Source organism: Pseudomonas sp. OA65, assembly GCF_017498305.1.
Lineage (GTDB): Bacteria > Pseudomonadota > Gammaproteobacteria > Pseudomonadales > Pseudomonadaceae > Aquipseudomonas > Aquipseudomonas zanjanensis.
Genome location: NZ_JAGDEZ010000001.1, coordinates 212,262 through 236,236 on the forward strand (window position 1 = coordinate 212,262; position 23,975 = coordinate 236,236).

At 62.4% G+C, this 23,975-nt stretch carries 23 protein-coding genes; 10 read left to right on the plus strand and 13 right to left on the minus strand.

The window, feature by feature from the left end; translation table 11 throughout:
- Nucleotides 1-31: 31 nt before the first annotated feature.
- On the minus strand, nt 32-982 hold the full coding sequence (locus tag J3361_RS00965; RefSeq protein WP_207961548.1) for a TAXI family TRAP transporter solute-binding subunit: 951 nt from the start codon (nt 980-982) through the stop codon (nt 32-34).
- A 233-nt stretch (nt 983-1,215) separates the two neighbouring features.
- Entirely contained in the window at nt 1,216-2,214 is a 999-nt protein-coding gene (locus tag J3361_RS00970; protein ID WP_207961550.1) for a LacI family DNA-binding transcriptional regulator, read from the minus strand.
- 166 nt (nt 2,215-2,380) lie between these two features.
- On the opposite strand from J3361_RS00970, the gene J3361_RS00975 reads away from it, so the two are divergent.
- From J3361_RS00975 to J3361_RS00985, 3 genes are all read left to right on the plus strand, one after another.
- On the plus strand, nt 2,381-3,556 hold the full coding sequence (locus J3361_RS00975) for a Gfo/Idh/MocA family oxidoreductase (RefSeq protein WP_207961552.1): 1,176 nt from the start codon (nt 2,381-2,383) through the stop codon (nt 3,554-3,556).
- Nucleotides 3,520-4,632, plus strand: coding sequence for a sugar phosphate isomerase/epimerase (locus J3361_RS00980; protein ID WP_207961554.1), 1,113 nt, complete (start codon nt 3,520-3,522; stop codon nt 4,630-4,632). Before J3361_RS00975 ends, J3361_RS00980 begins: the two co-directional genes overlap by 37 nt.
- 211 nt (nt 4,633-4,843) lie before the next feature.
- Nucleotides 4,844-6,076: a nucleoside permease gene (locus tag J3361_RS00985; protein ID WP_207961557.1), complete on the plus strand. Its 1,233-nt coding sequence runs from the start codon at nt 4,844-4,846 to the stop codon at nt 6,074-6,076.
- A gap of 18 nt (nt 6,077-6,094) precedes the next feature.
- Here J3361_RS00985 and J3361_RS00990 read toward each other — a convergent pair whose 3' ends face one another.
- A complete protein-coding gene (locus J3361_RS00990; RefSeq protein WP_207961559.1) occupies nt 6,095-6,751 on the minus strand; it encodes a polysaccharide lyase family 7 protein in 657 nt (218 codons plus the stop codon).
- A 247-nt stretch (nt 6,752-6,998) separates the two neighbouring features.
- On the opposite strand from J3361_RS00990, the gene J3361_RS00995 reads away from it, so the two are divergent.
- Nucleotides 6,999-7,334: a hypothetical protein gene (locus J3361_RS00995; protein WP_207961561.1), complete on the plus strand. Its 336-nt coding sequence runs from the start codon at nt 6,999-7,001 to the stop codon at nt 7,332-7,334.
- Nucleotides 7,335-7,483: 149 nt separating this feature from the next.
- Here the strand turns inward: J3361_RS00995 and J3361_RS01000 are convergent, their stop codons facing one another.
- From J3361_RS01000 to J3361_RS01020, 5 genes are all read right to left on the minus strand, one after another.
- The gene (locus J3361_RS01000) at nt 7,484-9,247 is read right to left on the minus strand and encodes an L-lactate permease (RefSeq protein WP_207961563.1); all 1,764 of its coding nucleotides are present in this window, start codon (nt 9,245-9,247) and stop codon (nt 7,484-7,486) included.
- Nucleotides 9,248-9,497: 250 nt separating this feature from the next.
- Nucleotides 9,498-9,878, minus strand: a complete 381-nt coding sequence (locus J3361_RS01005; RefSeq protein WP_207961565.1) for a RidA family protein — start codon at nt 9,876-9,878, stop codon at nt 9,498-9,500.
- A 73-nt stretch (nt 9,879-9,951) separates the two neighbouring features.
- Nucleotides 9,952-10,833: an NmrA family NAD(P)-binding protein gene (locus tag J3361_RS01010; RefSeq protein ID WP_207961572.1), complete on the minus strand. Its 882-nt coding sequence runs from the start codon at nt 10,831-10,833 to the stop codon at nt 9,952-9,954.
- 17 nt (nt 10,834-10,850) lie between these two features.
- Nucleotides 10,851-11,534: an SOS response-associated peptidase family protein gene (locus J3361_RS01015; protein ID WP_207961573.1), complete on the minus strand. Its 684-nt coding sequence runs from the start codon at nt 11,532-11,534 to the stop codon at nt 10,851-10,853.
- A gap of 548 nt (nt 11,535-12,082) precedes the next feature.
- The gene (locus J3361_RS01020) at nt 12,083-13,036 is read right to left on the minus strand and encodes a LysR family transcriptional regulator (protein ID WP_207961574.1); all 954 of its coding nucleotides are present in this window, start codon (nt 13,034-13,036) and stop codon (nt 12,083-12,085) included.
- Between the two features lie 100 nt (nt 13,037-13,136).
- Here J3361_RS01020 and J3361_RS01025 point away from each other — a divergent pair, with 100 nt between their 5' ends.
- Nucleotides 13,137-13,997 carry an aldo/keto reductase family oxidoreductase gene (locus J3361_RS01025; protein ID WP_207961575.1) on the plus strand — a complete coding sequence of 287 codons (861 nt, stop codon included), beginning with the start codon at nt 13,137-13,139 and terminating at the stop codon, nt 13,995-13,997.
- Here J3361_RS01025 and J3361_RS01030 read toward each other — a convergent pair.
- The gene (locus J3361_RS01030) at nt 13,994-14,776 is read right to left on the minus strand and encodes an MBL fold metallo-hydrolase (RefSeq protein ID WP_207961580.1); all 783 of its coding nucleotides are present in this window, start codon (nt 14,774-14,776) and stop codon (nt 13,994-13,996) included. The genes J3361_RS01025 and J3361_RS01030 overlap by 4 nt on opposite strands.
- 91 nt (nt 14,777-14,867) lie before the next feature.
- On the opposite strand from J3361_RS01030, the gene J3361_RS01035 reads away from it, so the two are divergent.
- On the plus strand, nt 14,868-15,836 hold the full coding sequence (locus tag J3361_RS01035) for a helix-turn-helix domain-containing protein (protein WP_207961581.1): 969 nt from the start codon (nt 14,868-14,870) through the stop codon (nt 15,834-15,836).
- A gap of 6 nt (nt 15,837-15,842) precedes the next feature.
- On the opposite strand, the gene kefC is transcribed toward J3361_RS01035, so the two are convergent.
- The 4 genes from kefC to J3361_RS01055 all read right to left on the minus strand — a co-directional run bounded on the left by kefC (nt 15,843) and on the right by J3361_RS01055 (nt 20,426).
- Nucleotides 15,843-17,669: a glutathione-regulated potassium-efflux system protein KefC gene (gene kefC / locus J3361_RS01040; RefSeq protein WP_207961582.1), complete on the minus strand. Its 1,827-nt coding sequence runs from the start codon at nt 17,667-17,669 to the stop codon at nt 15,843-15,845.
- A gap of 1 nt (nt 17,670) precedes the next feature.
- Nucleotides 17,671-18,192, minus strand: coding sequence for a glutathione-regulated potassium-efflux system oxidoreductase KefF (gene kefF, locus J3361_RS01045; protein ID WP_207961583.1), 522 nt, complete (start codon nt 18,190-18,192; stop codon nt 17,671-17,673).
- Between the two features lie 180 nt (nt 18,193-18,372).
- On the minus strand, nt 18,373-19,719 hold the full coding sequence (locus J3361_RS01050; RefSeq protein WP_207961584.1) for an ATP-binding protein: 1,347 nt from the start codon (nt 19,717-19,719) through the stop codon (nt 18,373-18,375).
- Nucleotides 19,716-20,426 (minus strand): response regulator, encoded by a 711-nt coding sequence (locus J3361_RS01055; protein ID WP_186729669.1) that lies wholly within the window; start codon nt 20,424-20,426, stop codon nt 19,716-19,718. The genes J3361_RS01050 and J3361_RS01055 overlap by 4 nt, the downstream gene beginning before the upstream one ends.
- A gap of 377 nt (nt 20,427-20,803) precedes the next feature.
- Between J3361_RS01055 and J3361_RS01060 the strand changes: the two genes are divergently transcribed.
- The 4 genes from J3361_RS01060 to J3361_RS01075 all read left to right on the plus strand — a co-directional run bounded on the left by J3361_RS01060 (nt 20,804) and on the right by J3361_RS01075 (nt 23,824).
- Nucleotides 20,804-21,592, plus strand: a complete 789-nt coding sequence (locus J3361_RS01060; protein ID WP_207961585.1) for a VacJ family lipoprotein — start codon at nt 20,804-20,806, stop codon at nt 21,590-21,592.
- The gene (locus tag J3361_RS01065) at nt 21,585-21,821 is read left to right on the plus strand and encodes a hypothetical protein (protein WP_207961586.1); all 237 of its coding nucleotides are present in this window, start codon (nt 21,585-21,587) and stop codon (nt 21,819-21,821) included. Before J3361_RS01060 ends, J3361_RS01065 begins: the two co-directional genes overlap by 8 nt.
- Before the next feature lie 152 nt (nt 21,822-21,973).
- A complete protein-coding gene (locus tag J3361_RS01070) occupies nt 21,974-23,275 on the plus strand; it encodes an Nramp family divalent metal transporter (protein WP_207961595.1) in 1,302 nt (433 codons plus the stop codon).
- Between the two features lie 69 nt (nt 23,276-23,344).
- Nucleotides 23,345-23,824 (plus strand): VOC family protein, encoded by a 480-nt coding sequence (locus J3361_RS01075; protein ID WP_207961597.1) that lies wholly within the window; start codon nt 23,345-23,347, stop codon nt 23,822-23,824.
- The last annotated feature ends 151 nt before the right edge of the window (nt 23,825-23,975 follow it).

The following is a 23,975-nucleotide window of genomic DNA, read 5'->3' on the forward strand; positions in this document are numbered from 1 at the left end:
ACGGCGTCGAGCGCCGTTGGCCGTATCGGGGCTACAGCGCGCCCACTTCCTTGTAGTAGCGCTCGGCACCGGGGTGGAGCGCGATCGGCAGGTTTTTCGCGGCGTTTTTCAGGTTGATGTCCTTGGCCGCCGAATGGGAAGTGCCCAGGCGGGCGAGGTTGTCGAACAGCAGCTTGGTCATCTGGTAGGCCACTTCGTCCGGGACGTCCGCGCGGGTCACCAGGATATTGGTGATGGCCACGGTGGGCACGGCATCAGCCTGGCCATCGTAGGTGTTGGCGGGGATCATCGCGCTCTGGTAGGCCGGGTTGCCGATTTTCTCCACCACATCGGTGGGAATCGACACGTAATTCAACTTCATCGTCGACGCCAGGTCACGAATGGCCGCCATGCCCAGGCCGGAGGATTGCAGGGTGGCGTCCAGTTGGCGGTTCTTGATCAAGTCCACCGACTCGGCGAATGGCAGGTACTGGACCTTCATGTCCTGGTAGGTCAGCCCCGCGGCCTTGAAAATCGCCCGGGCGTTGAGCTCGGTACCGGACTTCGCCGCGCCCACGGAAACGGTCTTGCCCTTGAGGTCCGCCAGGGTCTTGATGCCGGACTCCTCGCTGGCAACGATCTGGATGTAATTGGGGTACGCGCCGGCAATCGCCCGCAGCTTGGTCAGCGGTGCCTTGAAGCCGGCATCCTCCACGCCGTTTTTCGCATCGGCCACCGAATCGCCCAACGCCAGGGCCAGCTCTCCGCGCCCGGCTTGCAACAGGTTCAGGTTTTCCACCGAGGCTTTGGTGGCTTGCACCGAGGTCTTGGCGTCCTGGATACCGTTGCTGTAGATCTGTGAAAGCCCGACCCCGATCGGGTAATAAACCCCGCTGGTGCCCCCCGTCAGGATGTTGATATACACCGGGGCCGCCTGGGCCGCGGTGGTAACCGCCAAGGCTGCCGCGGCGGCCAGGAGGGTGAAACGCTTGTTGACTCGCATGGGAAACTCTCCGTCTTGTTATGGCTTTATGCAGAGTTCTTCCACTGTAGTTCAAACGGGGGTGATGGCGAGTCGAGGCACCGTAAAGGCTTTTTGTGGCGAGGGAGCTTGCTCCCGCTGGGCTGCGTAGCAGCCCCTCGACCAGGCAGCGCGGAGTGTCAGGTTGATTGAGTCCTGCTTTGGGGCCGCTGCGCGCCCCAGCGGGAGCAAGCTCCCTCGCCACAGGTTCCCGGTCACGCCAGGGGCGCGGTACTGCCACGCACCGTCAATTCAAACGGCAACACCACATGCCGTTCGGCTATCGGCTTCTTCTCGATCAAGGCAATCAGCATCTGCACCGCCGTTTGACCAAACGCTTCGGCAGGCTGGGAAATGGTGGTCAGGGGCGGGTCGCAGTAGGCGGCGAATGGGATGTCGTCAAAGCCCACCAGGGAAATATCCTCGGGCACCCGCAGGCCCATGTGCTTGATGCGCCGGAGCGCGCCGATGGCCATTTCGTCGTTTTCACAGAACAGCGCGCTGGGGCGGTCGGCCAGCGCCAACATCGCGCCGGCCCCGTCATCACCGGCCTTCAAGGTGAAGTCGCCATGGCAAATCAGGCTGGGGTCGACGGCGATGCCGGCCTGGTGCAGGGCGTCCTGGTAGCCGGCCACGCGGTCGAGGGTCAGGGGACTGCTGCGCGGCCCCTTGATGATGCCGATGCGGCGGTGGCCGAGGCTGATCAGGTGCTCGGTCATGGCTTGGGCGGCGGCGCGGTTGTCGAGGCTGATGGTCGGGTAGGGGGCACCCTTGACCACTTCGCAGGCGTTGACCAACGGCAGGCCGTCGGCGCCAGTGGGTATCGACTCGAAAGGGTCGCTGGCGCGCAACTGGATCACCCCGTCAGCCTGATGGGCGTAGACCAGGGCGGCGAATTCCCGCTCGATCTCCCCCCGGCCCTGGGTGTCGCACAGCAGCAATCGGTACCCCGCCGCCTGCGCGGCCTGCTGCGCGCCACTGATGACCCGGGCGAAAAACGTGTTGGCGATGGCCGGCACCAGGATCACCAGGTTGCCGGTGCGGCGGGAGCGAAATTGCACCGCCATCAGGTTGGGCCGATAGCCGGCCTGTTCCACCGCCGCGTTGACCTTGTCGCGGGTCTCGGGAAGCACCCGCTCGGGGGATTTCAGCGTTCTGGACACCGTTGCCACCGAAACACCCGCCAGCCGGGCCACTTCACGAATGTTGGACAAAATCACCTCGGGGAACAGGGGTACGGTGGGGGAGCTTACCGCAGGTTGGGCGCCTGACAAATGTTCAGGTGTGAACCCGTTGGGTTTGACACGGAGGGAAACTGAGCCTAGATTTCCGCCATGATGTAACCGGTTACATCATCATCCTGACAGGAAGAGAATCGCGATGAATCCTGTAGCACCGAAAATAAGAATGGGCTTCGTCGGCGGTGGAAAGGGCGCGTTCATCGGCCAGGCCCATCGTCAGGCGGCGGGCCTGGATGGCGGTTTCGAACTGGTCTGCGGCGCGTTCAGCCGCGACCCTCACAACACCCGGCAAACCGGCGCGGCGCTGGGCCTGACGGCGTCGCGTTGCTACCACGACTGGCAGCAGATGCTCGACACCGAAGCGTTGCTGCCGCTTGACCAGCGCATGGAATTGCTGGTGATCGTCACCCCCAATCACCTTCACGCACCCATTGCCAGCCAGGCCTTGAAAGCCGGTTTCCATGTGTTCAGCGAGAAGCCCGCCGCCCTGGACCTCAAGGAGTTGCTCGCCCTCAAGCAAGTGCTGCAAGGCAGCCGTTGCCTCTACGGTCTGGCTCACACCTACCTGGGCTACCCCATGGTGTGGCAGGCCCGGGACATGGTGCGCTCCGGCGTGATCGGCGCGGTGCGCAAAGTCTTGGTCGAGTACCCCCAAGGCTGGCTCAGCCAGGATGTCGCCGCCCAGGGCAACAAACAGGCCGAGTGGCGTGACGACCCCTCGCAGTCCGGCCTGGGCGGCTGCATCGGCGACATCGGCACCCATGCGTTTTCCCTGGCCGAGTTCGTCGCCGACCAACCCATCCAGCAGCTCTGCGCGGCGTTGGGCACGCACGTTCCGGGCCGGCAGTTGGACGACGACGTGGCGATGCTGTTCAAAATGGCCGGCGGCGCCAGCGGCGCGCTGATCGCCAGCCAGGTCTGCACCGGCGAAGAGAACCCGCTGAAGATTCGCGTCTACGGCGACAAGGGCGCCTTGGAGTGGCGCCAGGAAGAACCGGCGAGCCTGATCCATCGCGCCTTCGACCAACCCTTGCGCATCCTGCGCAGCGGTGTCGGCCAGCCGTGGCTGTGCGAGGCGGCTCAACGTCGCATGCGTCTGCCGGCCGGGCATCCCGAGGGTTACCTGGAAGCCATGGCCAACCTCTACGGCGATTTCGCCCAGGCCATTCGCAGTCATGCCGAAGGCCCTGACGCCCCCGGTGTACCCGGCATCGAGACCGGTTTGCGGGGCATGGCATTCATCGAAGCCGCCATCCTCAACCACCGTGGCGAAGCGAAATGGACCGCCGTGCAAACTGGAGCATCCTTGTTGTGAATACCCCCGACCCAACACCGAGCGGCCTGCGCGGCCCCGGTATTTTCCTGGCGCAGTTCATGTCCGCCGAAGCCCCGTTCGACACCCTGGCCAACATCGCTCAGTGGGCCGCTTCGCAAGGCTACAAAGCCATTCAAGTGCCGACCTCGGGCACGCAATACATCGACCTGGCCCGGGCCGCCGAGAGCCAGGACTATTGCGATGAACTCAAGGCCACCTGCGCCCAGGCCGGCGTCGAGATCAGTGAGCTGTCGACGCACCTGCAAGGCCAGTTGGTGGCGGTGCACCCGGCGTTCGACGCGCTGTTCGATGACTTCGCCCCGGCCCATGTGCGTGGCCAGCCCCAAGCGCGGACCGAGTGGGCGATCGAGCAACTCAAGCTGGCCGCCCGCGCCAGCCAGCGTCTCGGGCTGAAGGCCCATGCGACGTTTTCCGGCGCGCTGTTGTGGCCGTACGTGTATCCGTGGCCGCAACGCCCGGCGGGTCTGGTGGAGCAGGGTTTTGCCGAACTGGCCCGGCGCTGGTTGCCGATTCTCGATTGCTTCGACGCGGCGGGGGTGGACCTGTGCTACGAAATCCACCCCGGCGAAGACCTCCACGACGGGGCCTCGTTCGAGCGCTTCCTGGAGGCGGTGGATCATCACCCACGGGCGGCGATTCTCTACGACCCCAGCCATCTGCTGCTGCAACAGATGGACTACCTGGGCTTCATCGACCGCTACCACGCGCGCATCCGCATGTTTCACGTCAAGGACGCCGAATTTCGCCCCGATGCCCGTTCCGGGGTGTACGGCGGCTACCAGGGCTGGGTCGATCGCCCCGGGCGGTTCCGTTCATTGGGTGACGGCCAGATCGATTTCAAATCGATCTTCAGCAAGCTGACCCAATACGACTTCAGCGGTTGGGCGGTCCTGGAATGGGAATGTTGCTTGAAGGATTCGCAACAGGGGGCCGCTGAAGGGGCGGCGTTCATCCAGCGGCACATGATCAGCAAGACCGGCAAGGCGTTCGATGATTTTGCCAGCGTCACGGCGGATGAGGATTCCAATCGGCGGTTGTTGGGCCTGTTGAGGTAACTCGCCCACCCAAAACCCTGTGGCCAAAACCCAATGGCAAGGAAACCCATTGTGGGAGCAAGGCTTGCCCGCGATGAACGAAAACGCGGTTCAACGGTTAGACCGCGGCGCGGCCATCGCGGGCAAGCCTTGCTCCCACAGTTGAGGTCCTTTTGTATCAAAAGCGGTGCGGCTTTTTTTTCACAAGAACAACAATAAAACGGTGACTGTCATGACCACGATGAACGCACGCCTGAGCGTGATGATGTTCCTGCAATTCTTTATCTGGGGCGGCTGGTTCGTCACCCTGGGGACATTTCTCTCCAGCACCCTGGGCGCCAGTGGTGGGCAGATCGGCATGGCGTTCTCCACGCAATCGTGGGGGGCGATCATTGCGCCATTTGTCATCGGCCTGATCGCCGATCGTTTCTTCAACGCCGAACGGATCCTGGCGGTGCTGCACCTGCTCGGCGCGGTGTTGCTGTATCAGCTGTATTCGGCGGCGGATTTCAACGTGTTCTACCCGTACGTGCTGGTGTACATGGTGGTCTACATGCCAACGCTGGCCCTGGTCAATTCCGTGGCGTTCCGGCAGATGCGCGACCCGGCGCTGGAGTTCTCCCGCATCCGGGTGTGGGGGACCATTGGCTGGATCGTCGCCGGGGTGGTGATCAGCTTCGTGTTCGCCTGGGATTCGCGCGAAGCGATCACGGCTGGTGGCTTGCGCAATACGTTCCTGATGGCCGCCATCGCGTCCCTGGTCCTCGGGCTCTACAGCTTCACGCTGCCGGCGACGGCACCGCTCAAGGAACAGGCCAGCGCTGGCGGCGTCAAGCAATTGCTGGGGCTGGATGCGTTGGGGCTGTTGAAGGATCGCAGCTACTTAGTGTTTTTCATCGCCTCGATCCTGATCTGCATTCCCTTGGCGTTCTACTACCAGAATGCCAACCCGTTCCTTGCCGAAACCGGGATGACCAACCCCACGGCGAAAATGGCCATCGGGCAGGTCTCGGAAGTGTTGTTCATGCTGCTGTTGCCGCTGTTCATCCAGCGCTTCGGCATCAAGCTGGCGCTGCTGGTGGGCATGCTGGCGTGGGCGTTGCGCTACGTATTGTTTGCTTATGGCAATAACGGCGACCTGGCGTTCATGCTGTTCACCGGCATTGCCCTGCACGGCATCTGCTACGACTTCTTTTTTGTCTCGGGGCAGATCTACACCGACGCCAAGGCACCTGAGCGCTTCCGCAGCTCGGCCCAGGGCCTGATTACCCTGGCGACCTATGGAGTGGGGATGCTGATCGGTTTCTGGGTGGCGGGGCAGGTGACCGATCACTTTGTCGTGGCGGGCGGTCATGACTGGCGGAACATCTGGCTGTTCCCTGCCGGTTTCGCATTGCTGGTGTTGGTCGGCTTTGTGTTTACCTTCCGTAGCCAGCAGGCGCTTGTCGCGCCGTCAAAGGCTTGAAGCAGGGCTGGGCGCCAGTCATTTGTGACTGGCGCTCAGCTTGGTGTAGGTCACTTTCCCGCCTTCATTGGAATAGCCCTTGTTATCCAAGGTGTAGACGCCGGCCTTGAAATAGAAGTTGTAGCCTTGCCAGGACTTGTCCAACTTCACTTGTTTACCGCTCTTGCCGATCAGCACCGAGAGCTGGCCTTGCTTGTCCATTTGCAACGTATACGAGAAGGATTTGTTCAACGGCACCTTGGGCACGGTGAAGATCACCGGGCTCTTCTTATCCTTGGGCTTGACCCGGTATTCCACGTCGATGTTGCCGGTGCCCTTTTCATAGCGGTACACCAGTTTCAACAAGGGCGTCGGCGCATTCTTGGCGTGAATCTGCGCCACCACCACACGGCCTTCGGAAGGCACCTGGTTCACCGACAGCTCGCCCTTGAGGGTATTGGTGCCACTGTTGTAGCGCCAATTGCGGTGTTTCCCGTCCCGGCTGGTTTCCCGCAGTTCGGAACGTGGGTATTTGCTGTTACCGGTATGGGAGCCGGTGACGGGCGCCCAGAAGACGATCCGCTGGCCGTTATTGTCGAAATACTTGTTCTTCAAGGTCGGCATGGCTTTGGTCGCCACGACCTGCGCCGGCGTTTGCACCGGCAGTGTTACGCTCCAGACAGTCACGTCAATCATGATGAAACCCTCCAACGGGACCGGCCGCTATCTGGCGGCCGTCAAGACAAAGAACTGCCTTCCGTGGCGTAGTTTTCATGTTATCGACGAGGGTCTGTTTCGCTGGAGGCGCACCTGACGGATGGCTCTGCGATGAGCCTTTGAGGCGCCGAATTGGGCGGATTATGGTGTGTCAATTTGTTGCTGATCGGTTAGAGTACGCGCCGCCCGAGAGACGGATCCCGGGCGTCTTCCCATGGAGCGTCAAATGAACCACATCAGCAAAGTTATCGCCTGCGCGGTGTTCGGCCTGGCCCTGGCGGGTTGCACCGGCACCCCGATGAAAACCCAGCAATACGACAGCAGCCAATACACCGTTGTCGGCCACAGTGAAGCCAAGGCCACCGGCCTGCTGCTGTTCGGCGTGATCCCGATCCGCCAGAACAACCGTTTCGTGCGCGCCCAGACCGCCGCGATCAAGGCCAAGGGCGGCGACGCCATGATCAACACCCAAGTCCAGGAAAACTGGTTCTGGGCCTGGGTCCTGACCGGCTACACCACCTCGGTGTCCGGTGATGTGGTCAAGCTGAAAAGCGTTCAGTAACACCCAAGCGTTTAAAGGTAAGCGTGCTTACTGTGGCGAGGGAGCTTGCTCCCGCTCGATTGCGCAGCAATCGCAAAACAAGGGCTGCTACGCAGCCCAGCGGGAGCAAGCTCCCTCGCCACAAAAGCACATCCTCACGTCCCCATCTATCAACGTCCGCCCACCACCATCTGCGTGAACGGCTCGACGTACGCCTGCAGCGTCACCAGCCCGCCCACCAGAATCGCCAATACCACCGAGTGGAAGAACACGTAGCGCAGGATTTCGCCTTCGTGGCCGTACCAACGGGTCGCGGTCGAGGCGACCACGATCGACTGGGCGTCGACCATTTTTCCCATCACCCCACCAGAACTGTTGGCCGCGGCCATCAGCACCGGGCTGATGCCCAACTGTTCCGCCGTCACCCGTTGCAAACCGCCGAACAACACGTTGGACGCCGTGTCCGAACCGGTCAGCGCCACGCCGAGCCAGCCCAGCAGGGTGCCGAACATCGGATAAAAAATGCCCGTGGCGGCGAAGGCCAGGCCCATGGTCGCGTCCAGGCCTGAATAACGCGTGAGGAACCCCAACGCCAGCATCGCCACGATGGTGATCAGCGAGTAGCGCACCACCCACAGCGTTCGCAGGTAGTGGCGCACCAGTTGCGGGATGGAGTAGCCCATCAGCAAACCACCGAGAATCGCCGCCAGGAAGATGCCGCTGCCCGTGGCGGTGAACCAGTTGAACTTGTAGACCGCTTCCTCGGTTTTCGGCTGCGGGACCACGGGTGGGACTTTTTCGATCTGCTGGTGAATGGTGCCGAAGGTCAGCAGCGGCGAGAAGATCGGATTGGCCTCGCGCATCGGCTTGCCTTGAGGGTCAAGCTTGACCGATTGGGTTTGCGGGTCCAGTGCCGGGCGGGTGTCGAACAGATTCTTGAAGCCCTGGGTGCCCCAGGCGAAGACGAATACCGTGAGGATGATCCAGGGCATCCAGGCACGCAGCACGGCGGGGCGATTGTCACTGCCGAAAGCGCCGGTGGTGACCGGTTGCTGCTGTTCGCTCGCGTCGATCTTCGAGTCATCGTGGCGCCCCGTCAACGCCGCGGACGTATGCACCGTGGCCGGTTTCCAGATCTTGAGGAAACCGGTGAGGCAGGCCATTGAGATCAACGCGGCGATGACATCCACCAGCATCGGCCCGTGGTAGTTGGACACCAGGAACTGCGGGATGGCGAAGCTGACGCCGGCCACCAGGATCGCCGGCCAGACCTCCAGCATCTTGCGCCACCCGGCGAAGGCCCAGATCAACCAGAACGGCACCAGCACCGAGAAGAACGGCAACTGCCGACCGACCATCATCGACAATTCCATTTCATCCAGCCCGGTGACTTTGGCCAGGGTGATGATCGGTGTGCCGAGGGCGCCGAAGGCCACGGGCGCGGTGTTGGCGATCAGTGCCAGGCCCGAGGCGGCCAAGGGTGAAAACCCGAGCCCGATCAGGATCGCCCCGGTCACCGCCACTGGCGTACCGAAACCCGCGGCGCCTTCAAAGAACACGCCGAAGCAAAAGGCGATCAGCAGCAATTGCAGGCGCCGGTCGTCGGTGATGCGCGCGAGGGAGTCCTGCAGGACCTTGAACGAGCCGTTTTCGGTGGTCAGCCGGTGCAGGAAAATGATGTTGAGCACAATCCAGCCGATGGGCAGCAGGCCGTTGGCCGCGCCATACAACGCCGCCGAACCGGCCATGCCGGCGGGCATGCCGAAGGCGAAGATCGCGATCAGCAAGGCCGAGGCCAGGGCGTACAACGCCGCCAGGTGCGCCTTGACATGAAAGAACGCCAGGGACGCCAGCATCACCACCACCGGAACCGCCGCCAGGAGCGTCGACAGCACCGCATTACCGAAGGGATCGTAGACTTGTTGCCAGACCATGTTCCACCTCTGCTTTTTATTGTTGGAAGTGCAGGCCCCAGTGGGGATTGGCAGAGAAGTATAGGCGGGGATTTGTTAAGCGATTGCCAGCCAAACCCCTGTGGCGAGGGAGCTTGCTCCCGCTGGACTGCGCAGCAGGCCCAAGTTTTTTTGCTCAATGCAGAAATTTTGGGGCGGCTTCACCACCCAGCGGGAGCAAGCTCCCTCGCCACAAAAGCAGTGCAGTGCTACAACGGTGCAGTGCGTCCGCTTAACCCTTCGCCGCCATCGCCGTCACTTCCACTTTCATCCCTTCAACCGCCAACGATGCCACGCCCACGGCGGCGCGAACCGGCCAAGGGTTGGCGAAGAAGCGTTGGTAGACCTCGTTGAACGCGGCGCGATCCGCCATGTCGGTCAAGTAAATGGTCAGGTGCAACACCCGGTCCATGGAACTGCCGGCACCCTCCAAGGCGGTCTTCAGGGCTTGCAGTGTGCATTCGCTCTGCAGCGTGATGTCGCCCAGTTCCAGGCTGCCATCGGCGCGGGTGGGGATTTGCGTTGAAACCAGCAGGCCGCCGAAGCCGGCGACATCCGAGGAAATCGAATCGGTATCCGGATCTGGAATAAACGTGATGTCTGGGTTGCTCATGCAAAGCCTCATGCAGGAAAGAAAAAGGACCGCCGCAGTTTACCGTCCATTGCCGCGCCGTTCCTGTATTCCTTTATCCGTGCGTTTCCAGCCCTCGGTTTTGCACCAGCGCCTGGATGTGGGCCTCCACCGTCGTGGTGCCGTGCAGGGCCGCGTCATCGCCCACGTCGAAGCCGCTGTCGAGGCTGACGGCGCTCATGCGCGTATAGGACTGCGCCGCAGCGGGGCTGAAACCGAGGCTCTGGAAACTGCTTTCCCATTGGTCCCTGGGTATCACCTGGACCTCGACCGGCCGGCCGAACGCCTGGGAAAACGCCCGTGCCACATCGTTGGGCGAGTACAGGCGAGGCCCTTGCACATGACGCACGCCAACGTCGTCAATCGGCGAAAGCAGGCGCGCGGCGGCGACTTCACCCAGGTCCCGGGGCGCTACCATGGGAAACGCCAGGTCGGCGGGGAATAGCGTGGGCAGCTTGCCGGTTTCGCGGGCGGTGTCGAGCAGGTTGTCCCAGTTACTCATGTAGTAAGCCCCGCGATTGATCGCCGCTGGGATCGACTGGTTGCGCACGCCTTCTTCCAATTCCCACAAGACGCTGAGATCGCCGATGCGCTCACCGGGCTGGGCGCCGGCGGTGGATTGCACGACGATTTTCTCCAGGCCCGAGCCGTCAAGGGCGGCGAGGATGTTGGCGACCGTGCGTCGTTCCACCGTGTCGGTATCGGTACTGGGCGCGGCGGGCGGGTTGAGAATGAACGCCCTGCGCCCGAGCCGAAAGGCGGCACGCAATGACTCGACATTCTCAGCATCGGCTTCGACGATTTGAGCGCCCCTGGCGTGCCATTCAGCGGCGTGGCTGGCATTGCGGGTCATGACGATCACGGCATGCCCTGGCGCCAGCAAGGCCCGGGCCGTGGCCGATCCAACGTGGCCGGTGGCGCCCATGATCACGTACATGGCTTCATCTCCTGGAATCAAAGTCCGCCCTGGGCAGGACATTGGGTGGTTTGCGCCGGTTCAAGGGGCGGTTGCGTGCCGTTCAGGCGTGCGACCAATTGTTGTGCCTGTTCCCATCCCAGCTCGGGCTCCAGCCAGTCGAGTGCATCCTCGGCGCTGAACGCCAGCACCCGTTGTTGCTGGTTGGCGATGTCGCCATAGGTCACCAGGGCCAAGCCGTCACACCCAAACGGGGTCTCGCTGGCCTGGGCCAGGGCGGCCAGGAAGATCGGCGCTGATTGCCGAGCGGTCATGTAGGTGAGGCGTGGCGCCTGTGACGGCGAGGCGGGTGCTTGCGACTCATACCAGCCCTCCACGGCGACCAGCACGCGGCCTTCGTGCTTGATGGGATCGAAAACCTTGGAACGCATGACCAGGTGCAAGGGCAGGTGCGTCAGCGGCGGCATGGTGCCCACCGACCAGATCGGCGACCAGCCCCAGCGCACCTTGATGCATTCCAAGTGCCCACCGCGACGGCGAATGGCGCTGACCTGCATATTCGGCTTGACCAGGCTGTGCCGCTCCTGAGCCTTGGGCGGCGTTGTCTCGTACAGGTCCAGGGGCGTGACGGATGTACCGAAACGGCTGCCGGAGGTGTCTCGCTGGGCGAAGTACGCCAGGGAATCTTTTGAAGAAACGTGTTGAACCAGACCGTCACACATAGCGAAAACTCCGGCAGTGAAACGCGAAGAAGCCTTGATGTACCCGCCGTTCAAACCGTGGTTGCCGTGGCTTTCGGCGGTGTCATGTAGGTCCGAACCCGTGGCGAAATGCTTGGTTCGAAAATCCTCGCGGCGGGGAGACGAGCGGGCAATTGGGTGGATGCACTGACGCCTTCGCGAGCAGGCTCGCTCCCACAATGGAGTTGTGGTGGGTCAGGATTCTCAGCTACACCGCCGAGCCCCTGTGGGAGCGAGCCTGCTCGCGAAAGCGGTGGATCAGCTTGCATCAATGCTGAATGTGCCGCCGCCTTCGCGAGCAAGCCCGCTCCCACAATGGAGTTGTGGTGGGTCAGGATTCTCAGCTACACCGCCGAGCCCCTGTGGGAGCGGGCTTGCTCGCGAAAGCGGTGTGTCAGCTTGCATCAATGCTGAATGTGCTGGCGCCTTCGCGGGCAAGCCCGCTCCCACAATGGAGTTGTGGTGGGTCAGGATTTTCAGCTACACCGCCAAGCCCCTGTGGGAGCGAGCCTGCTCGCGATAGCGGTGGATCAGCTTGCATCAATGCTGAATGTGCTGGCGCCTTCGCGAGCAGGCTCGCTCCCACAGCGTTGTGCATGGATGAAGTCCACAAACGCCCTCAACGGCGAAGGCAAGTAGCGCCGGCCAGGGTAGTAGAGGAACGGCCCGGTAAAACGCTGCCACCAGGGTTCGAGCACCGGTTCGAGGGCGCCGCTGTCCAGGTGGGGCCGTAGCCAGTCCTCGAACAGGTGGACAATGCCCAGCCCATCCACCGCCGCCTGCACCGCCAGGTCCATGGCGCCGCCGATGCGCACGATCAACGGGCCGCTCGGGTCGACGCTCACGGTTTCGCCGTCACGTTCGTATTCCCACAAGGGCAGGGCGCCGCTGGGAAACTTGCCCGTCAGGCAGGCATGCCCCAGCAGGTCCCGTGGATGTTCGGGGCGGCCCCGGGCGTCGAGGTACGCCGGTGCCGCGGCCGTGGCGAAGCGCTGGAACCGCGGGCCGATGGGGATGGCGATCATGTCTTGCTCCAGGCGTTCGTCGTAGCGAATCCCCGCGTCACAGCCAGCTGCCAGCATGTCGACGAAACTCTCTTCGGTGACCACTTCCAGGCGGATGTCGGGGTAGCTTTTCAGGAACGGCGTGATAATCGCCGGCAACACCAGCCGGGCGGCGCTGACGGGCACGTTCAGCCTGAGGGTGCCGGAAGGGCGGTCGCGAAAATCGTTGACCACGTCCATCGCCGCCTCGACTTCGCCCAGGGCCGGCACGATGCGTTCCATCAACCGGGCGCCGGCCTCGGTCGGCACCACGCTGCGGGTGGTGCGGTTGAGCAGGCGCACGCCGAGCCGGCTTTCCATCCGCCGTACGGCGTCGCTGAGGCTCGACGCGGACTTGCCGCTCAACCGCGCGCCTTCACGAAAGCCCTTCGCATTGACCACCGCCACGAAGGCCAGCAAGTCTTGAATATCCGTCGCCATTGTTCTCTCCACCGTACAACCCGTGCTGATTGCACCTGATTATCACGGGAATGGTCAACGCCTATAGTCGGCCCACTCACATCGATCCGAGGGCTACGAGATGAACATTGCAGACAAGGCGGGCAACTTTTTATTGGGCGAGCGCACGGTCAATCGCATGGGCTATGGCGCGATGCAGTTGGCGGGGCCCCAGGTCTTCGGCCCGCCGAAAGACCCGGCCGCCGCCGTCGCCGTGCTGCGCGAAGCGTTGGCGAGCGGGGTCAACCATATCGACACCGCCGATTTCTACGGGCCCCATGTCACCAACCGGTTGATCCGTGAAGCGCTGCACCCTTACGCCCAGGACCTGGTCATCGTGACCAAGGTCGGCGCCGTGCGCGGTGCCGACGCGTCCTGGAACCCGGCCCACAGCCCCGCCGAATTGACCCGTGCGGTCCACGATAATCTGCGCAACCTCGACGTGGAGGTCCTGGACGTGGTCAACCTGCGGGTGTGGGGCGACCTGCATGCGCCCACCGAAGACTCCATCGAGGCATCCTTCACGGCACTGGCCGAGCTGCAGCGCCAAGGCCTGATCCGCCACTTGGGCCTGAGCAACGTCACAGCCGCACAAGTCAAGGAGGCCCAGGGCATTGCCGAGGTGGTCTGCGTGCAGAACCACTACAACCTGACCCATCGCGACGACGAACAACTCATCGCCGACCTGGGCCGGCAGGGCATCGCCTACGTGCCGTTCTTCCCGCTGGGTGGGTTTACGCCACTGCAATCGGAAACCCTGTCCAGCGTGGCGGCGCGCTTGCAGGCGTCACCGCTGTGCGTGGCCCTGGCGTGGTTGCTGCAACGCGCGCCGAATATCCTGTTGATTCCCGGCACATCGTCCGTGGCGCACCTGCGGGAAAACCTCACGGCGAGTGAACTGACGATTCCTGCGCAACTGCTCGCCGAGCTGGATGCAATCTAGGCCGCCTGGAAAACCAACCTCTCACCATCCTCCGGTATCAACAACCGACCTCCAACACCAGCCCTCGCGGCGGCCTCGGCCAAGGCCTTGCGGGTCGTCGGGCAGTGGCTGATCGCTTCCAAGTGATTGGCCACCACGGTCCCACGGCTCAGGCGGGTGAATTCCAGCGTCTCGTCGATGCCCATGATGATGTCGCCGCCAATGTCGAACCGTGCCCCGCCTGCCGGCACCACGCTGACCTGCGGCTGGTGGCGCAAGACGAATTCGCGCACGGTGGAGGTGAGCACGGTGTCGCCGGTGAGGTAGACGCTCGGTTCGCCGGGCAGCTCGATCAGGTAGCCGACGCCGTGTTCCATCAACTTGCCCACCAAGCCCAGCCCGTGGGTGCATCTCACGGAGCGAATGGTGCCGCCGAGGAAGGGGTTGGGTTGGTCATGTGCCTGGGCAAGTGGCTGGACGTTCAAGCCACGCTTGGCCAGGTACGGGGCGTCATGGGGTGTGCAGATGACCGGGATCTGTCTTTCCCTCAGCCAGCACTTGGCCGCGCGGTCCAAATGATCGAAATGGCCTTTCTGGCAGTGGGTGATCAGGCAGTGCGTGACCGTCTCCAGGTCCTTCGCTGTTGACGCCGGAAGCGCCACCAGCGGATTGCGCTGGTTGGCACCAAACAGTCGAAGCGGCGGCAGCGTGCCCTTGTCTGCCAGCATCGGGTCGACGAGCACGCGATAGGGGCCGAATTCAAGAAGGATCGTGGCGTTACGGATCTGCTGGATGTTCATGAGGCGTTCCTGTTGAGCGAGTGCTTCATGGTGCCGATCCGGTCCGGTGTGCATAATGGCCGGATCTGACATCTTTGATTCGTTTCATGCCATGACCCAAAAACTCCGAATCGGTCTGCTCCTGTTTCCCGGCTGCATGCCCGCTGGCCTGTTCGCCTTTGCCGATCTGCTGCACGCCGCCAACCGCAGGCGAGGGCGGGCGCTGTTCGAGGCGCGCTACATCGCGTTGCAGGCCGGGTCGGTGCTGTGTGCCCACGGCGTGACACTGCACGCGGAAGCGGCCTTGGGCAGCACCGGGCTGGATGCCGTCCTGGTGCCTGGTTTCTGGGCCGAGTCCGCCGAGCAGGTGAGTGCGGTGCTCGCCGAGCAAACAGCCCTTTCGAGCGCGTTGTCGAAGCAAGCCCGAGCACTGCAGCTCTGGTCCTATTGCACCGGTGTCTGCCTGCTGGCCGCCAGCGGTCGATTGGACGGGCAGGGCGCGACGGTGACCTGGTGGCTGGCGCAAGCGATGCAACAGCAATACCGAAAGGTTCATTGGCAAAGCGAACAGAACTGCGTGTTCAACGCGCGCACGGCGACCGCGTCCGGGGTGAACGGCTACCTGCCCATCGCCGAAAAACTCATCGAGCGCAGCGTCAGCAGCGACGTCCTGCGCGACATCACCCGGCTCATGGTGCTACCGCGTCCGGCCATTCCCCATGCGGCGTTCCAGGGCAGCACGCTGATCGAGCAACCCAGCGGATGGCTGCGGCAGTTGCATGGGTTGATCGAGCAGATGCCGGCCGAGGGGATCACCGTGCCGGCCCTGGCAAGCGCGCTGGCGGTGTCCGAGCGCACCTTGGCGCGCAAGGTCAGCCGTGAAACGGGTCAGGCCGTCGCGGCCTACGCCCGGCGCACCAAGTTGAACCAGGTCAGCGAGCGCCTGACGTTGACCTCGCTGCCCCTGGCCAGCATCGGCGCCGAGCTGGGTTTCAGCAGCAGCTCCAACTTGCAGCGCATGTTCAAGGCGCTGACCGGGCTGACGCCGATGGCCTACCGACGCAAGTTCGGGCGGGTGTGACGTCGGTCAGCCCGGCGTCTTGTCGGTTTCGTTGCGATGGTGTTCCGGCCAGTTGTCCACGGGGTGGGCACGGTCTTCGTTGAACATCTCCGTGAGCAACGCATTGGCGCGGCGGTAGGCGTCATGTCGGAACTTGAGGTCGTCTTCCGGCTGGGCGACGATTTCCTCCAGCATCTTGAGGTTCAATCGGCGGAACTGATCCGCGCGCTCACGCGCTTCGTAAGCCCCGACGCCCATGCGCTCCAGCGCGCTGCGACCTAAGGACAGCGCACTCTCGAAGGTCTCCCGCTCGGCCGCCTCCACGCCCATCTGCCGCAGCATGATGAGGTGGCCCATGTCCCGCGCCCGTACGATCAACTGCAACGCCGGGAAGTGCTCCTGGGCCAGTCGGGTCAGCGTCAGGTTGTCTTCCTGGTTGTCGATGGCGTTGATCAAGACCACCGCTTGGGCCGCACCGGCCGCATGCAATAAGTCGAGGCGCGTGGCATCGCCATAAAAGACTTTCACGCCGAATTTGCGCAGCGTCTCGATGTTGTCAGGGTCGTGATCCAGAACCACCACGTCGACGCCGCAGGACATCAGCAGGCGTCCGGCGATCTGCCCGAAGCGGCCGAAGCCGGCGATGATCACGCGGGGATTCTGCTGGTCGACGAGGTCGGATTCGCGCTTGTTTTTCTGGGTGACGGACTCGAAGCGATCCAGCAGCAGGATCAGCAAAGGCGTCAGGCACATGGACAACGCCACCGCCAGGGTCAGGCTCTTGCCCCATTGGTCGGTCAGGATCCCGGCCAGCGTCGCGGCACCGAACACCACGAAGGCGAATTCGCTGCCCTGGCCCAGCAACACCGCTTGCCAGGAACGCTGGCCGGCAGGGACATTCAAGAAGCGGCTGATGGTCTTGATCACTAGCAATTTAATCAGGATGAAGCCCAGGGTCAGGGTGAGGACTTTCAGCGGTGCGTTGATCAACGTGCCGAAATCGATCGACATGCCGACACCGATGAAAAACAGCCCCAGCAGCAGGCCCTTGAACGGCTCGATGTCGCTCTCCAGGGCATGGCGGTATTCGGAACTTGCCAGCAGCACGCCGGCGAGGAATGCGCCCATGGCCATCGACAAGCCGGCTTCCTCCAGCAGGAAGCCGAAGCCGAACACCAGGAAAAGTGCGACGGCACTGAAAATCTCGCGCAAGCCTGAGCGTGCGGCGAAGCGCAGCAGCGGTCGCGTCACGTAGCGCCCCAACAGCACGACGATGGCGATGGCCGCGACGATTTTGCCAATCGATAGCAACAGTGCCGTGCCTGAAGGCGTGTCGCCGTGGGCCGACAACAACGGAATCATCGCCACCAGCGGAATGGCCGCGATGTCCTGGAACAGCAGCACGGCAAAGCTGCTGCGGCCGACGGCGGTGGTGGTCAGGTTGCGTTCGCTCATGGCCTGCATGGCGATGGCCGTGGAGGACAGACTCAGGGTCAGGCCGACCAGCAGCGCCGCCGTCCAGTTCAGGCCCAGGGCCGCGCAGAATGTTGCGATCGCACCGCCGCAGGCGAGCATCTGCAAGGCGCCTCCACCGAAGACCATCCGGCGCAGGGCCCAGAGCCGCTTGGGATCGAGCTCAAGGCCGATGATGAACAGCATCAGCACCACGCCGATTTCAGCGAATTCCAGAATCGCCTTTACATCGGTAATCAGCTTCAGCCCCCACGGGCCGATGATGCACCCGGCCAGCAGATAACCCAGCACGGGGCCCAGGCCAAACCGAACGGCAATCGGTACGATCAGCGTCGCCGAGGCCAGGTAGATCAGCATTTCAATCAGGCTGTGCGTCTCCATCTCAATCTTCCTTCCAGGCGGCCAGGCGTTCGCCGTACTGTTCTATTTGGGCGCGTTGGGCCTCGGAGTCGGCGGCATACGCGCCATGCACGGCAACGGGGTCCAGCCAGCGCATGCCGCAATAGATGGCCGTGGCGTGGAGGGGTTGGGCCAACGTTGCAAAACCTGGGTAGGCGCCGATCTGGAAATGATCCTGTTCGCCACCCGTGGTCACGGCCCACAGCAACCGCTTGTCCTTGAGCACCGTGGCGCCTTTGCCATAGGCCCAGCCGTGGGTGAAGACTTTATCGATCCACAGTTTCAGCAGCGGCGGGGTGCTGTACCAGTACATCGGGTGCTGGAGGACGACCAGATCTGCTTGCTCCACTGCTCGCTGTTCCGCTTCGACATCGATATCGAAGTTGGGATAAAGCGCATACAACGAACGTATGACCACGTCCGGGTGGCTGGATACTCGCTTGAGCATCTGCTGGTTGACCCGCGATTTGTCGGGGTAGGGGTGCGCATAAATGATAAGAATCATCGGTGAATTCCTTGGTTTGGCTCCGTCGATTCTTGTCTGTCGTAAGCGCGAGCGAGGGCACATGGAGCCGAGCGATACAAACAAGAGCGCCTTGCCGGGACAGGGACCCGGCCGGAAAGGCCCGACATCCTACCGAGGAAGGCGCTGATTGTTTAGCGCGGATCGATGCATCGGGACACTTCAGCCAAGCGGCAGCGAGACCCTGGCCTCCAACCCGCCACCCTTGCGATTCCTCAGGGTCAGTGTCCCGCCATGCTCCAGTATCGTCGCCCGGGCCGCCGACAGGCCCAGCCCGACGCCGCCGGTGTGCTTGTTGCGCGAGCCTTCGATGCGAAAGAACGGCGTGAAGACCTGCTCAAGGTGTTGCGCATCAATGCCCGGCCCATGGTCGAGGATGCGAATGTCCACCCGGTGGGCGTCGGCTTGGAGCCGAACCGTCGGCTCGCCGCCATACTTGATCGCGTTGTCGATCAGGTTGACCAAGGCGCGCTTGATGCCGATGGGCCGGCCGACGTACACGAAGCGCTGGGCGCCTTCGAATGCGACCTCGGTGCCGGCGTCTTTGAGGTCATCGACGATGGTGTGCAGCAGTTCTGCCAGGTCGAACGCGGTGGCATGTTCCAGCCGGGCATCGTCGCGAAAGAACTCCAAGGCGGAATTGACCATCGCCTGCATTTCATCCACGTCCCGGAACAGGCGCGATTGCTGCTCGGCATCCTCGATGAACTCGCCGCGCAGGCGCATGCGGGTCAACGGTGCACGCAGGTCATGGGAGATGGCCGCGAGCATCTGGGTGCGGTCCTGAAGGAAGTGCTTGAGCTGGGCTTGCATGGCGTTGAACGCGAGGATCGCCTGGCGGATTTCGTGGGGACCGATGACTGGAATCGGTGGCGCCTGGTGGTCGACGCCAAAGCGCCGCGCACCTTCGGCAAAGCGTTCCAGCGGTGCGGCCAAGTGCCGGGTGGCGATCAGCGCGACGATAAACGTCGAGAGCAGGATCAGCGCGATGATGATCAGGTTGCGCGCCCATTCTCCCAGCCCCCAACTGCGCGACGGCACGGAGAAAATCACCCAGGAATGGTCGGCCAGTTCGATGATCACCGCGTAGCGCGCGTCCGCTTGGTTGGCCGGCCAGTCGGCCGGTTCGTAGGCTTCGATCCTGGCGTCCGGTCGGCCCAATTGCTGGCGCAGGAGCGCCGAGCCTTCGCTGAATTCCGGGTCATCGATCAGCGGTAGCCGGGCATCCTCATGGCGTTGTAGCCATTGCGCGTTGAATGCCTGGTTGCTCGCGGCCTTGGCAATCGCCGGCCGTTGTTCGGGGGCGACGGAGTCGATGATGCGGGTGATGGTGGCGGCCCTTTCCATCAGGCCGGTTTCCATCAGGGGAGGGCGCGCCCAGGTACCGGCCAGCAGGCTGAACAGCTCGTTGAGGGCGAGCAGGGTCAGCATGGCGATCATGGTGGTCAGGGCAATCCAGCGCGCCACCGTGTCCCTTGGTCGATGAGTGCCCGGGCGCGAGCGCTTCATCGCTTCACCACGTGGGGGCTGAACAGATAGCCGCTGTTACGCACGGTGCGAATCATCGAGGCGCCGGGGATGTCGGTTTCCAACTTGCGTCGCAGGCGGCTGACCTGGACGTCGATGCTGCGATCGAACGCCTCGAAGGTTTCCCCACGGGCCAGGTCCAGCAACTGCTGGCGCGTCAGCACCCGGCGTGGGTGTTCGGCAAACACCAGCAGCAATTCGAACTCGCCGCTGGACAGCGGGATCATGACCTTGTCCGGTGAGCGCAATTCGCGCCGGGTGACGTCCAACTGCCAGTTTTCGAACTCCAGGATTGGCCGGGACGAGTCGTTCAGCGTGGCCCTGGCTTCACCGGTGCGCCGCAGCACGGCACGCACCCGGGCCAACAACTCCCGGGCGTCGAACGGCTTGGTCAGGTAATCGTCCGCTCCCAGCTCCAGGCCGACGACGCGGTCGCTCAATTCGCCCATGGCAGTGAGCATGATGATGCCGACCGTGTGCTCGGCCCGCAGCCGTTGGCACAGCACCAGGCCGTTGTCCCCCGGCAACATGACGTCGAGGATGATCAGGTCCGGCACCTGGCGTTCCACCGCTTGCCAAAGGGCATTGCCGTCGGCGGCCACGTCCACGCTATAGCCATGTTGTTCGAGGAATTTGCGCAAGAGGGCGAGGACTTCGAGGTCATCGTCCACCAGTAATAAATGGCTCACGGTGGGCACGCAGGGTAATGAATACAGGGGGAATACTAGGGTCAATCCAGGGCCTGCGTCATATATTTCAACCCGGTAATAAAGTTGCTGGCGGGCAATATTGTGGAAATCTGCGGGAAAAAAAACGGCGGCAGGATGGCCTTGATGTCGGTCAGTTAAAACAAGCCAGTCCTGTACAACCCTTGTGACAAGGGAATCTCTGTGGGAGCAAAGCTTGCTCGCGAAACAGGCGCCTCGATATTTGAAAGTCCGCGTCGCCTGCATCGCGGGCAAGCCTTGCTCCCACAGCAAGCATCCTCCTCTTCACAAACGTTGTGCCTGGCATCGGTTCTTTAGTTGACAGGTATCGCCTCCAATCCTCGCCGAGATCATCCCGTATGCCGATCACCCAGCCCGTTCCGTTGTTCGTTCGCTCCACCGTCGTGGTTGTATTGGCGGCACTCGCCAGTGGTTGCTCCAGCACGCCAGCCGCAAAACCAGGCTCGTGTGAAAGCGCGACCTACACCGTTTACGATCCCGCCGAACCCGTCAACCGTGGCATCTTCGCCTTCAACCGAACCGTGGATGACTACGCACTGGCACCGGTGGCCCGTGGTTATCGCAAGCTGCCGGAGATGTTCCAGGCCGGTGTGCACAACTTCGTGGCGAACTTCGGCGAGCCCAAGGTGTTCATCAATGACCTGCTGCAAGGCAATGCCCAGCGTTCGGTCAACACACTGGGCCGTTTCGTCATCAACTCCACGGCGGGCATCGTCGGGCTGATCGACGTGTCGGGCAAACTGGGCATCGAGCGCCACAAGGCCGACTTCGGCCAGACCTTCGGCGTCTGGAACCTCGCCCCTGGGCCCATCCTGGAACTGCCACTGCTGGGCAGCGCCAACCTGCGGGATGCGACGGGCAAAGTGCTGAGTTTTGCCGTCGACCCGTTCGGCGACAACAGCAGCACGGTCGAGACCCTGGGCACGATCAACACCGTCGGCGGCATTGTCGATGGCCGTGCCGAGGCGTTGCCAATCACCGATCGATTGCAGACCGAAGCGGACTACTACGCGGCCCTTCGCGATGCCACGGCGCAGCGGCGTGCCGATCTTGTCGCCCAGGGCAAGTTGGGGGCGGTGGTGGAGGACAATCCGCAATGCCAGGAGGAAGGGGCCGCTGATGAGTAACGAGGCGCTGGTCTTGCATCGGCGAATGCGTTTGCTCCAGCCGGATGCATTGCATTGCCGTGAGGTGGAACTGCGGTTGGCCGAGGACGGTAGCCACGTGCTGCTCAGCCATTATGTCGAGCTGTATCGCCATCAACGTCTCGGTTGGTGCGCCCTGCGGCAACATCGGGTGCCGTTGGCGGCGATAGTGCGCTGGATGATCGATAACGGTGAACAAATGAGGGGTTAGTGGGCAATCTGCTGCTTGATATAGCGGCATTTCGGAGCAAATGCCGTGAAATATTTATACATAATTACAGATTAATAATGGTTGTACGACGTCGTATCTAATATGTTCGACTGTGGCCGTTTCTTACAAAAAAAATAAACGGAGATTCACCCATGACGAGCATTCCTACCGCTGAGGAACAAGCTGCGGCGCCCGTGCAAAGCCGTTTCGTACGCCTGCTGAAGCTTCTCGGCCCAGGCATCATCGCCGTTCTTTCCTGGCTGGGCGCCGGCGATCTCATCACGTCATCCGTGGCCGGCGCGAACTACGGCTACGCGATGATGTGGGTGCTGGCGGTCTCTCTGCTGCTGCGCTACCTGATCGTCAACATCATCGCGCGCTTCCAGCTCTGCAATAACCAGGGCATGACCATCCTGCAGGGGTATGCCCAGCTCAATCCGTTTTTCGCCTGGTTCCTGCTGGTGTACGCGCTGCTCATGGGGCACCTGATGAATGCCTACATGATCAAGGGGGCCGGTGAGGCCCTGGCCATGCTGCTCAAGATTGACTACCCGCTGCTGTGTTCGGTGGCGGTGGTATTGGCGGTATGGATGCTCGTCGGGCGCAATATCTATTCTATGATCGAAGGCGTGATGAAAGGGCTGCTGGCGATCATGACGCTGGCGTTCCTGGCCTTGGCGGTGATGTCCGGCCCGGATGTCGCCGGCATCGTCAAAGGCACCATCGGCTTCAGCATTCCGCCCGATGAAGGCGTGCATGGCGCGCTGTTGGTGGCCGTCTCGGTGATCGGCGCAGTGGCCGGTTCCATCGCCAACTTCGTTCATCCGTATGTGATGCGCCAGAAGGGCTGGGTAGGACCTGAACACAAGCGTATCCAGCGCAACGACCTGCTGTTTGCGGTGTTTGTCGGGATCATCATCAACCTGGCCATCTGGATCGTCGGCGCGGAAATCCTGCGACCCAACGGCATCGAGGTCAAAACCCTGGGCGACCTGGGCAAGGCCCTGGAAATATTCTTTGGTCCGATCGGTTGGTACGTATTTTTCGTGGGTGTGTTCGCCACGCTGTTCGCCAGCATTTCTGGCAAGACCACGGCGTTCCCGATGCTCATCACCGACGCCTTCCAGCATGTGCGCCCCGAGCGCCGGGAGCGTTACGGCAAAGAGTTCCACCGTGACCCGATGCACAAATGGTTCATGCTGTTCATCCTGGTGACGCCACTGATCTGGTCGCTGCCGGGCATGCCGGACTTCGTCACGCTGACCATCGGCGTCAACGCGCTGAACATCGTCGGCTTGCCAGTGATCTCCTTGGGCCTGTTGATCATGTCCAACCAGAAGTCCTTGCTGGGCAAGGAGTACCGCAACAACCTGTTCGAGAACATCGCGCTGGTGTTTGCCACAGGCCTGGCATTGTGGGTTGCGTTCCAGTTGGGGGTCGATCTGTTTACCTGAGGCCCGGCCATCTGCAACGTTCGGGGGGACTGCTAGACTTTATCGTCCAGTCCCTTTCGGAGAAGCGGAATGAACAATAAAAACAGGATCTGCCTCTGGTACGACGGCAACGCCGAGGAAGCTGCGCGGTTCTACGCAAAAACCTTTCCCGACAGTGCGGTGAACGCTGTCTACCATGCCCCAAGTGATTATCCGTCGGGCAAGGAGGGCGATGTGATCACCGTTGATTTCACGGTGATCGGTATTCCTTGCGTCGGCCTCAACGGCGGGCCGGTGTTCAAGCACAACGAGGCCTTTTCATTCCAGATTACAACTGAAGACCAGACCGAAACGGACCGTTTGTGGAACGCCATCATCGACAACGGCGGCCAGGCAAGCGCTTGTGGCTGGTGCAAGGACAAGTGGGGTTTGTCGTGGCAGATCAGCCCGCGGGTGTTGCTTGAAGCGGTCGGCAGTCCTGACAAAGCCATGGCCAAGCGGGCCTTCGAAGCGATGATGACCATGACCAAGATCGACATTGCCGCGATTGAAGCGGCGGTGAAAGGCTAGCCGGCGAATCACCACCATCATTTTCTTGTGGGAGCGAGCCTGCTCGCGATGACGGCGGCACAGCCAACACCCATGCAAGCTGCCCTACAGGGTGGCCTCAGGCACCCTGGCAATCACCTTGATCTCAAACTGAAAACCATACAACCACGTC

Excerpts from the sequence above, each read along its gene's own strand:
- kefC (WP_207961582.1), bottom strand. The coding sequence starts at position 17,669 with ATGGAGACGCACAGCCTGATTGAAATGCTGATCTACCTGGCCTCGGCG.
- J3361_RS01075 (WP_207961597.1), top strand. The coding sequence starts at position 23,345 with ATGAACAATAAAAACAGGATCTGCCTCTGGTACGACGGCAACGCCGAG.
- J3361_RS01015 (WP_207961573.1), bottom strand. The coding sequence starts at position 11,534 with ATGTGTGACGGTCTGGTTCAACACGTTTCTTCAAAAGATTCCCTGGCG.
- J3361_RS01020 (WP_207961574.1), bottom strand. The coding sequence starts at position 13,036 with ATGGCGACGGATATTCAAGACTTGCTGGCCTTCGTGGCGGTGGTCAAT.
- J3361_RS00965 (WP_207961548.1), bottom strand. The coding sequence starts at position 982 with ATGCGAGTCAACAAGCGTTTCACCCTCCTGGCCGCCGCGGCAGCCTTG.
- J3361_RS01035 (WP_207961581.1), top strand. The coding sequence starts at position 14,868 with ATGACCCAAAAACTCCGAATCGGTCTGCTCCTGTTTCCCGGCTGCATG.
- J3361_RS01065 (WP_207961586.1), top strand. The coding sequence starts at position 21,585 with ATGAGTAACGAGGCGCTGGTCTTGCATCGGCGAATGCGTTTGCTCCAG.
- kefF (WP_207961583.1), bottom strand. The coding sequence starts at position 18,192 with ATGATTCTTATCATTTATGCGCACCCCTACCCCGACAAATCGCGGGTC.
- J3361_RS00975 (WP_207961552.1), top strand. The coding sequence starts at position 2,381 with ATGAATCCTGTAGCACCGAAAATAAGAATGGGCTTCGTCGGCGGTGGA.
- J3361_RS00995 (WP_207961561.1), top strand. The coding sequence starts at position 6,999 with ATGAACCACATCAGCAAAGTTATCGCCTGCGCGGTGTTCGGCCTGGCC.
- J3361_RS00980 (WP_207961554.1), top strand. The coding sequence starts at position 3,520 with ATGGACCGCCGTGCAAACTGGAGCATCCTTGTTGTGAATACCCCCGAC.
- J3361_RS01070 (WP_207961595.1), top strand. The coding sequence starts at position 21,974 with ATGACGAGCATTCCTACCGCTGAGGAACAAGCTGCGGCGCCCGTGCAA.
- J3361_RS01010 (WP_207961572.1), bottom strand. The coding sequence starts at position 10,833 with ATGTACGTGATCATGGGCGCCACCGGCCACGTTGGATCGGCCACGGCC.
- J3361_RS01060 (WP_207961585.1), top strand. The coding sequence starts at position 20,804 with ATGCCGATCACCCAGCCCGTTCCGTTGTTCGTTCGCTCCACCGTCGTG.
- J3361_RS01000 (WP_207961563.1), bottom strand. The coding sequence starts at position 9,247 with ATGGTCTGGCAACAAGTCTACGATCCCTTCGGTAATGCGGTGCTGTCG.
- J3361_RS01025 (WP_207961575.1), top strand. The coding sequence starts at position 13,137 with ATGAACATTGCAGACAAGGCGGGCAACTTTTTATTGGGCGAGCGCACG.
- J3361_RS01050 (WP_207961584.1), bottom strand. The coding sequence starts at position 19,719 with ATGAAGCGCTCGCGCCCGGGCACTCATCGACCAAGGGACACGGTGGCG.
- J3361_RS01005 (WP_207961565.1), bottom strand. The coding sequence starts at position 9,878 with ATGAGCAACCCAGACATCACGTTTATTCCAGATCCGGATACCGATTCG.
- J3361_RS00985 (WP_207961557.1), top strand. The coding sequence starts at position 4,844 with ATGACCACGATGAACGCACGCCTGAGCGTGATGATGTTCCTGCAATTC.
- J3361_RS01030 (WP_207961580.1), bottom strand. The coding sequence starts at position 14,776 with ATGAACATCCAGCAGATCCGTAACGCCACGATCCTTCTTGAATTCGGC.
- J3361_RS00990 (WP_207961559.1), bottom strand. The coding sequence starts at position 6,751 with ATGATTGACGTGACTGTCTGGAGCGTAACACTGCCGGTGCAAACGCCG.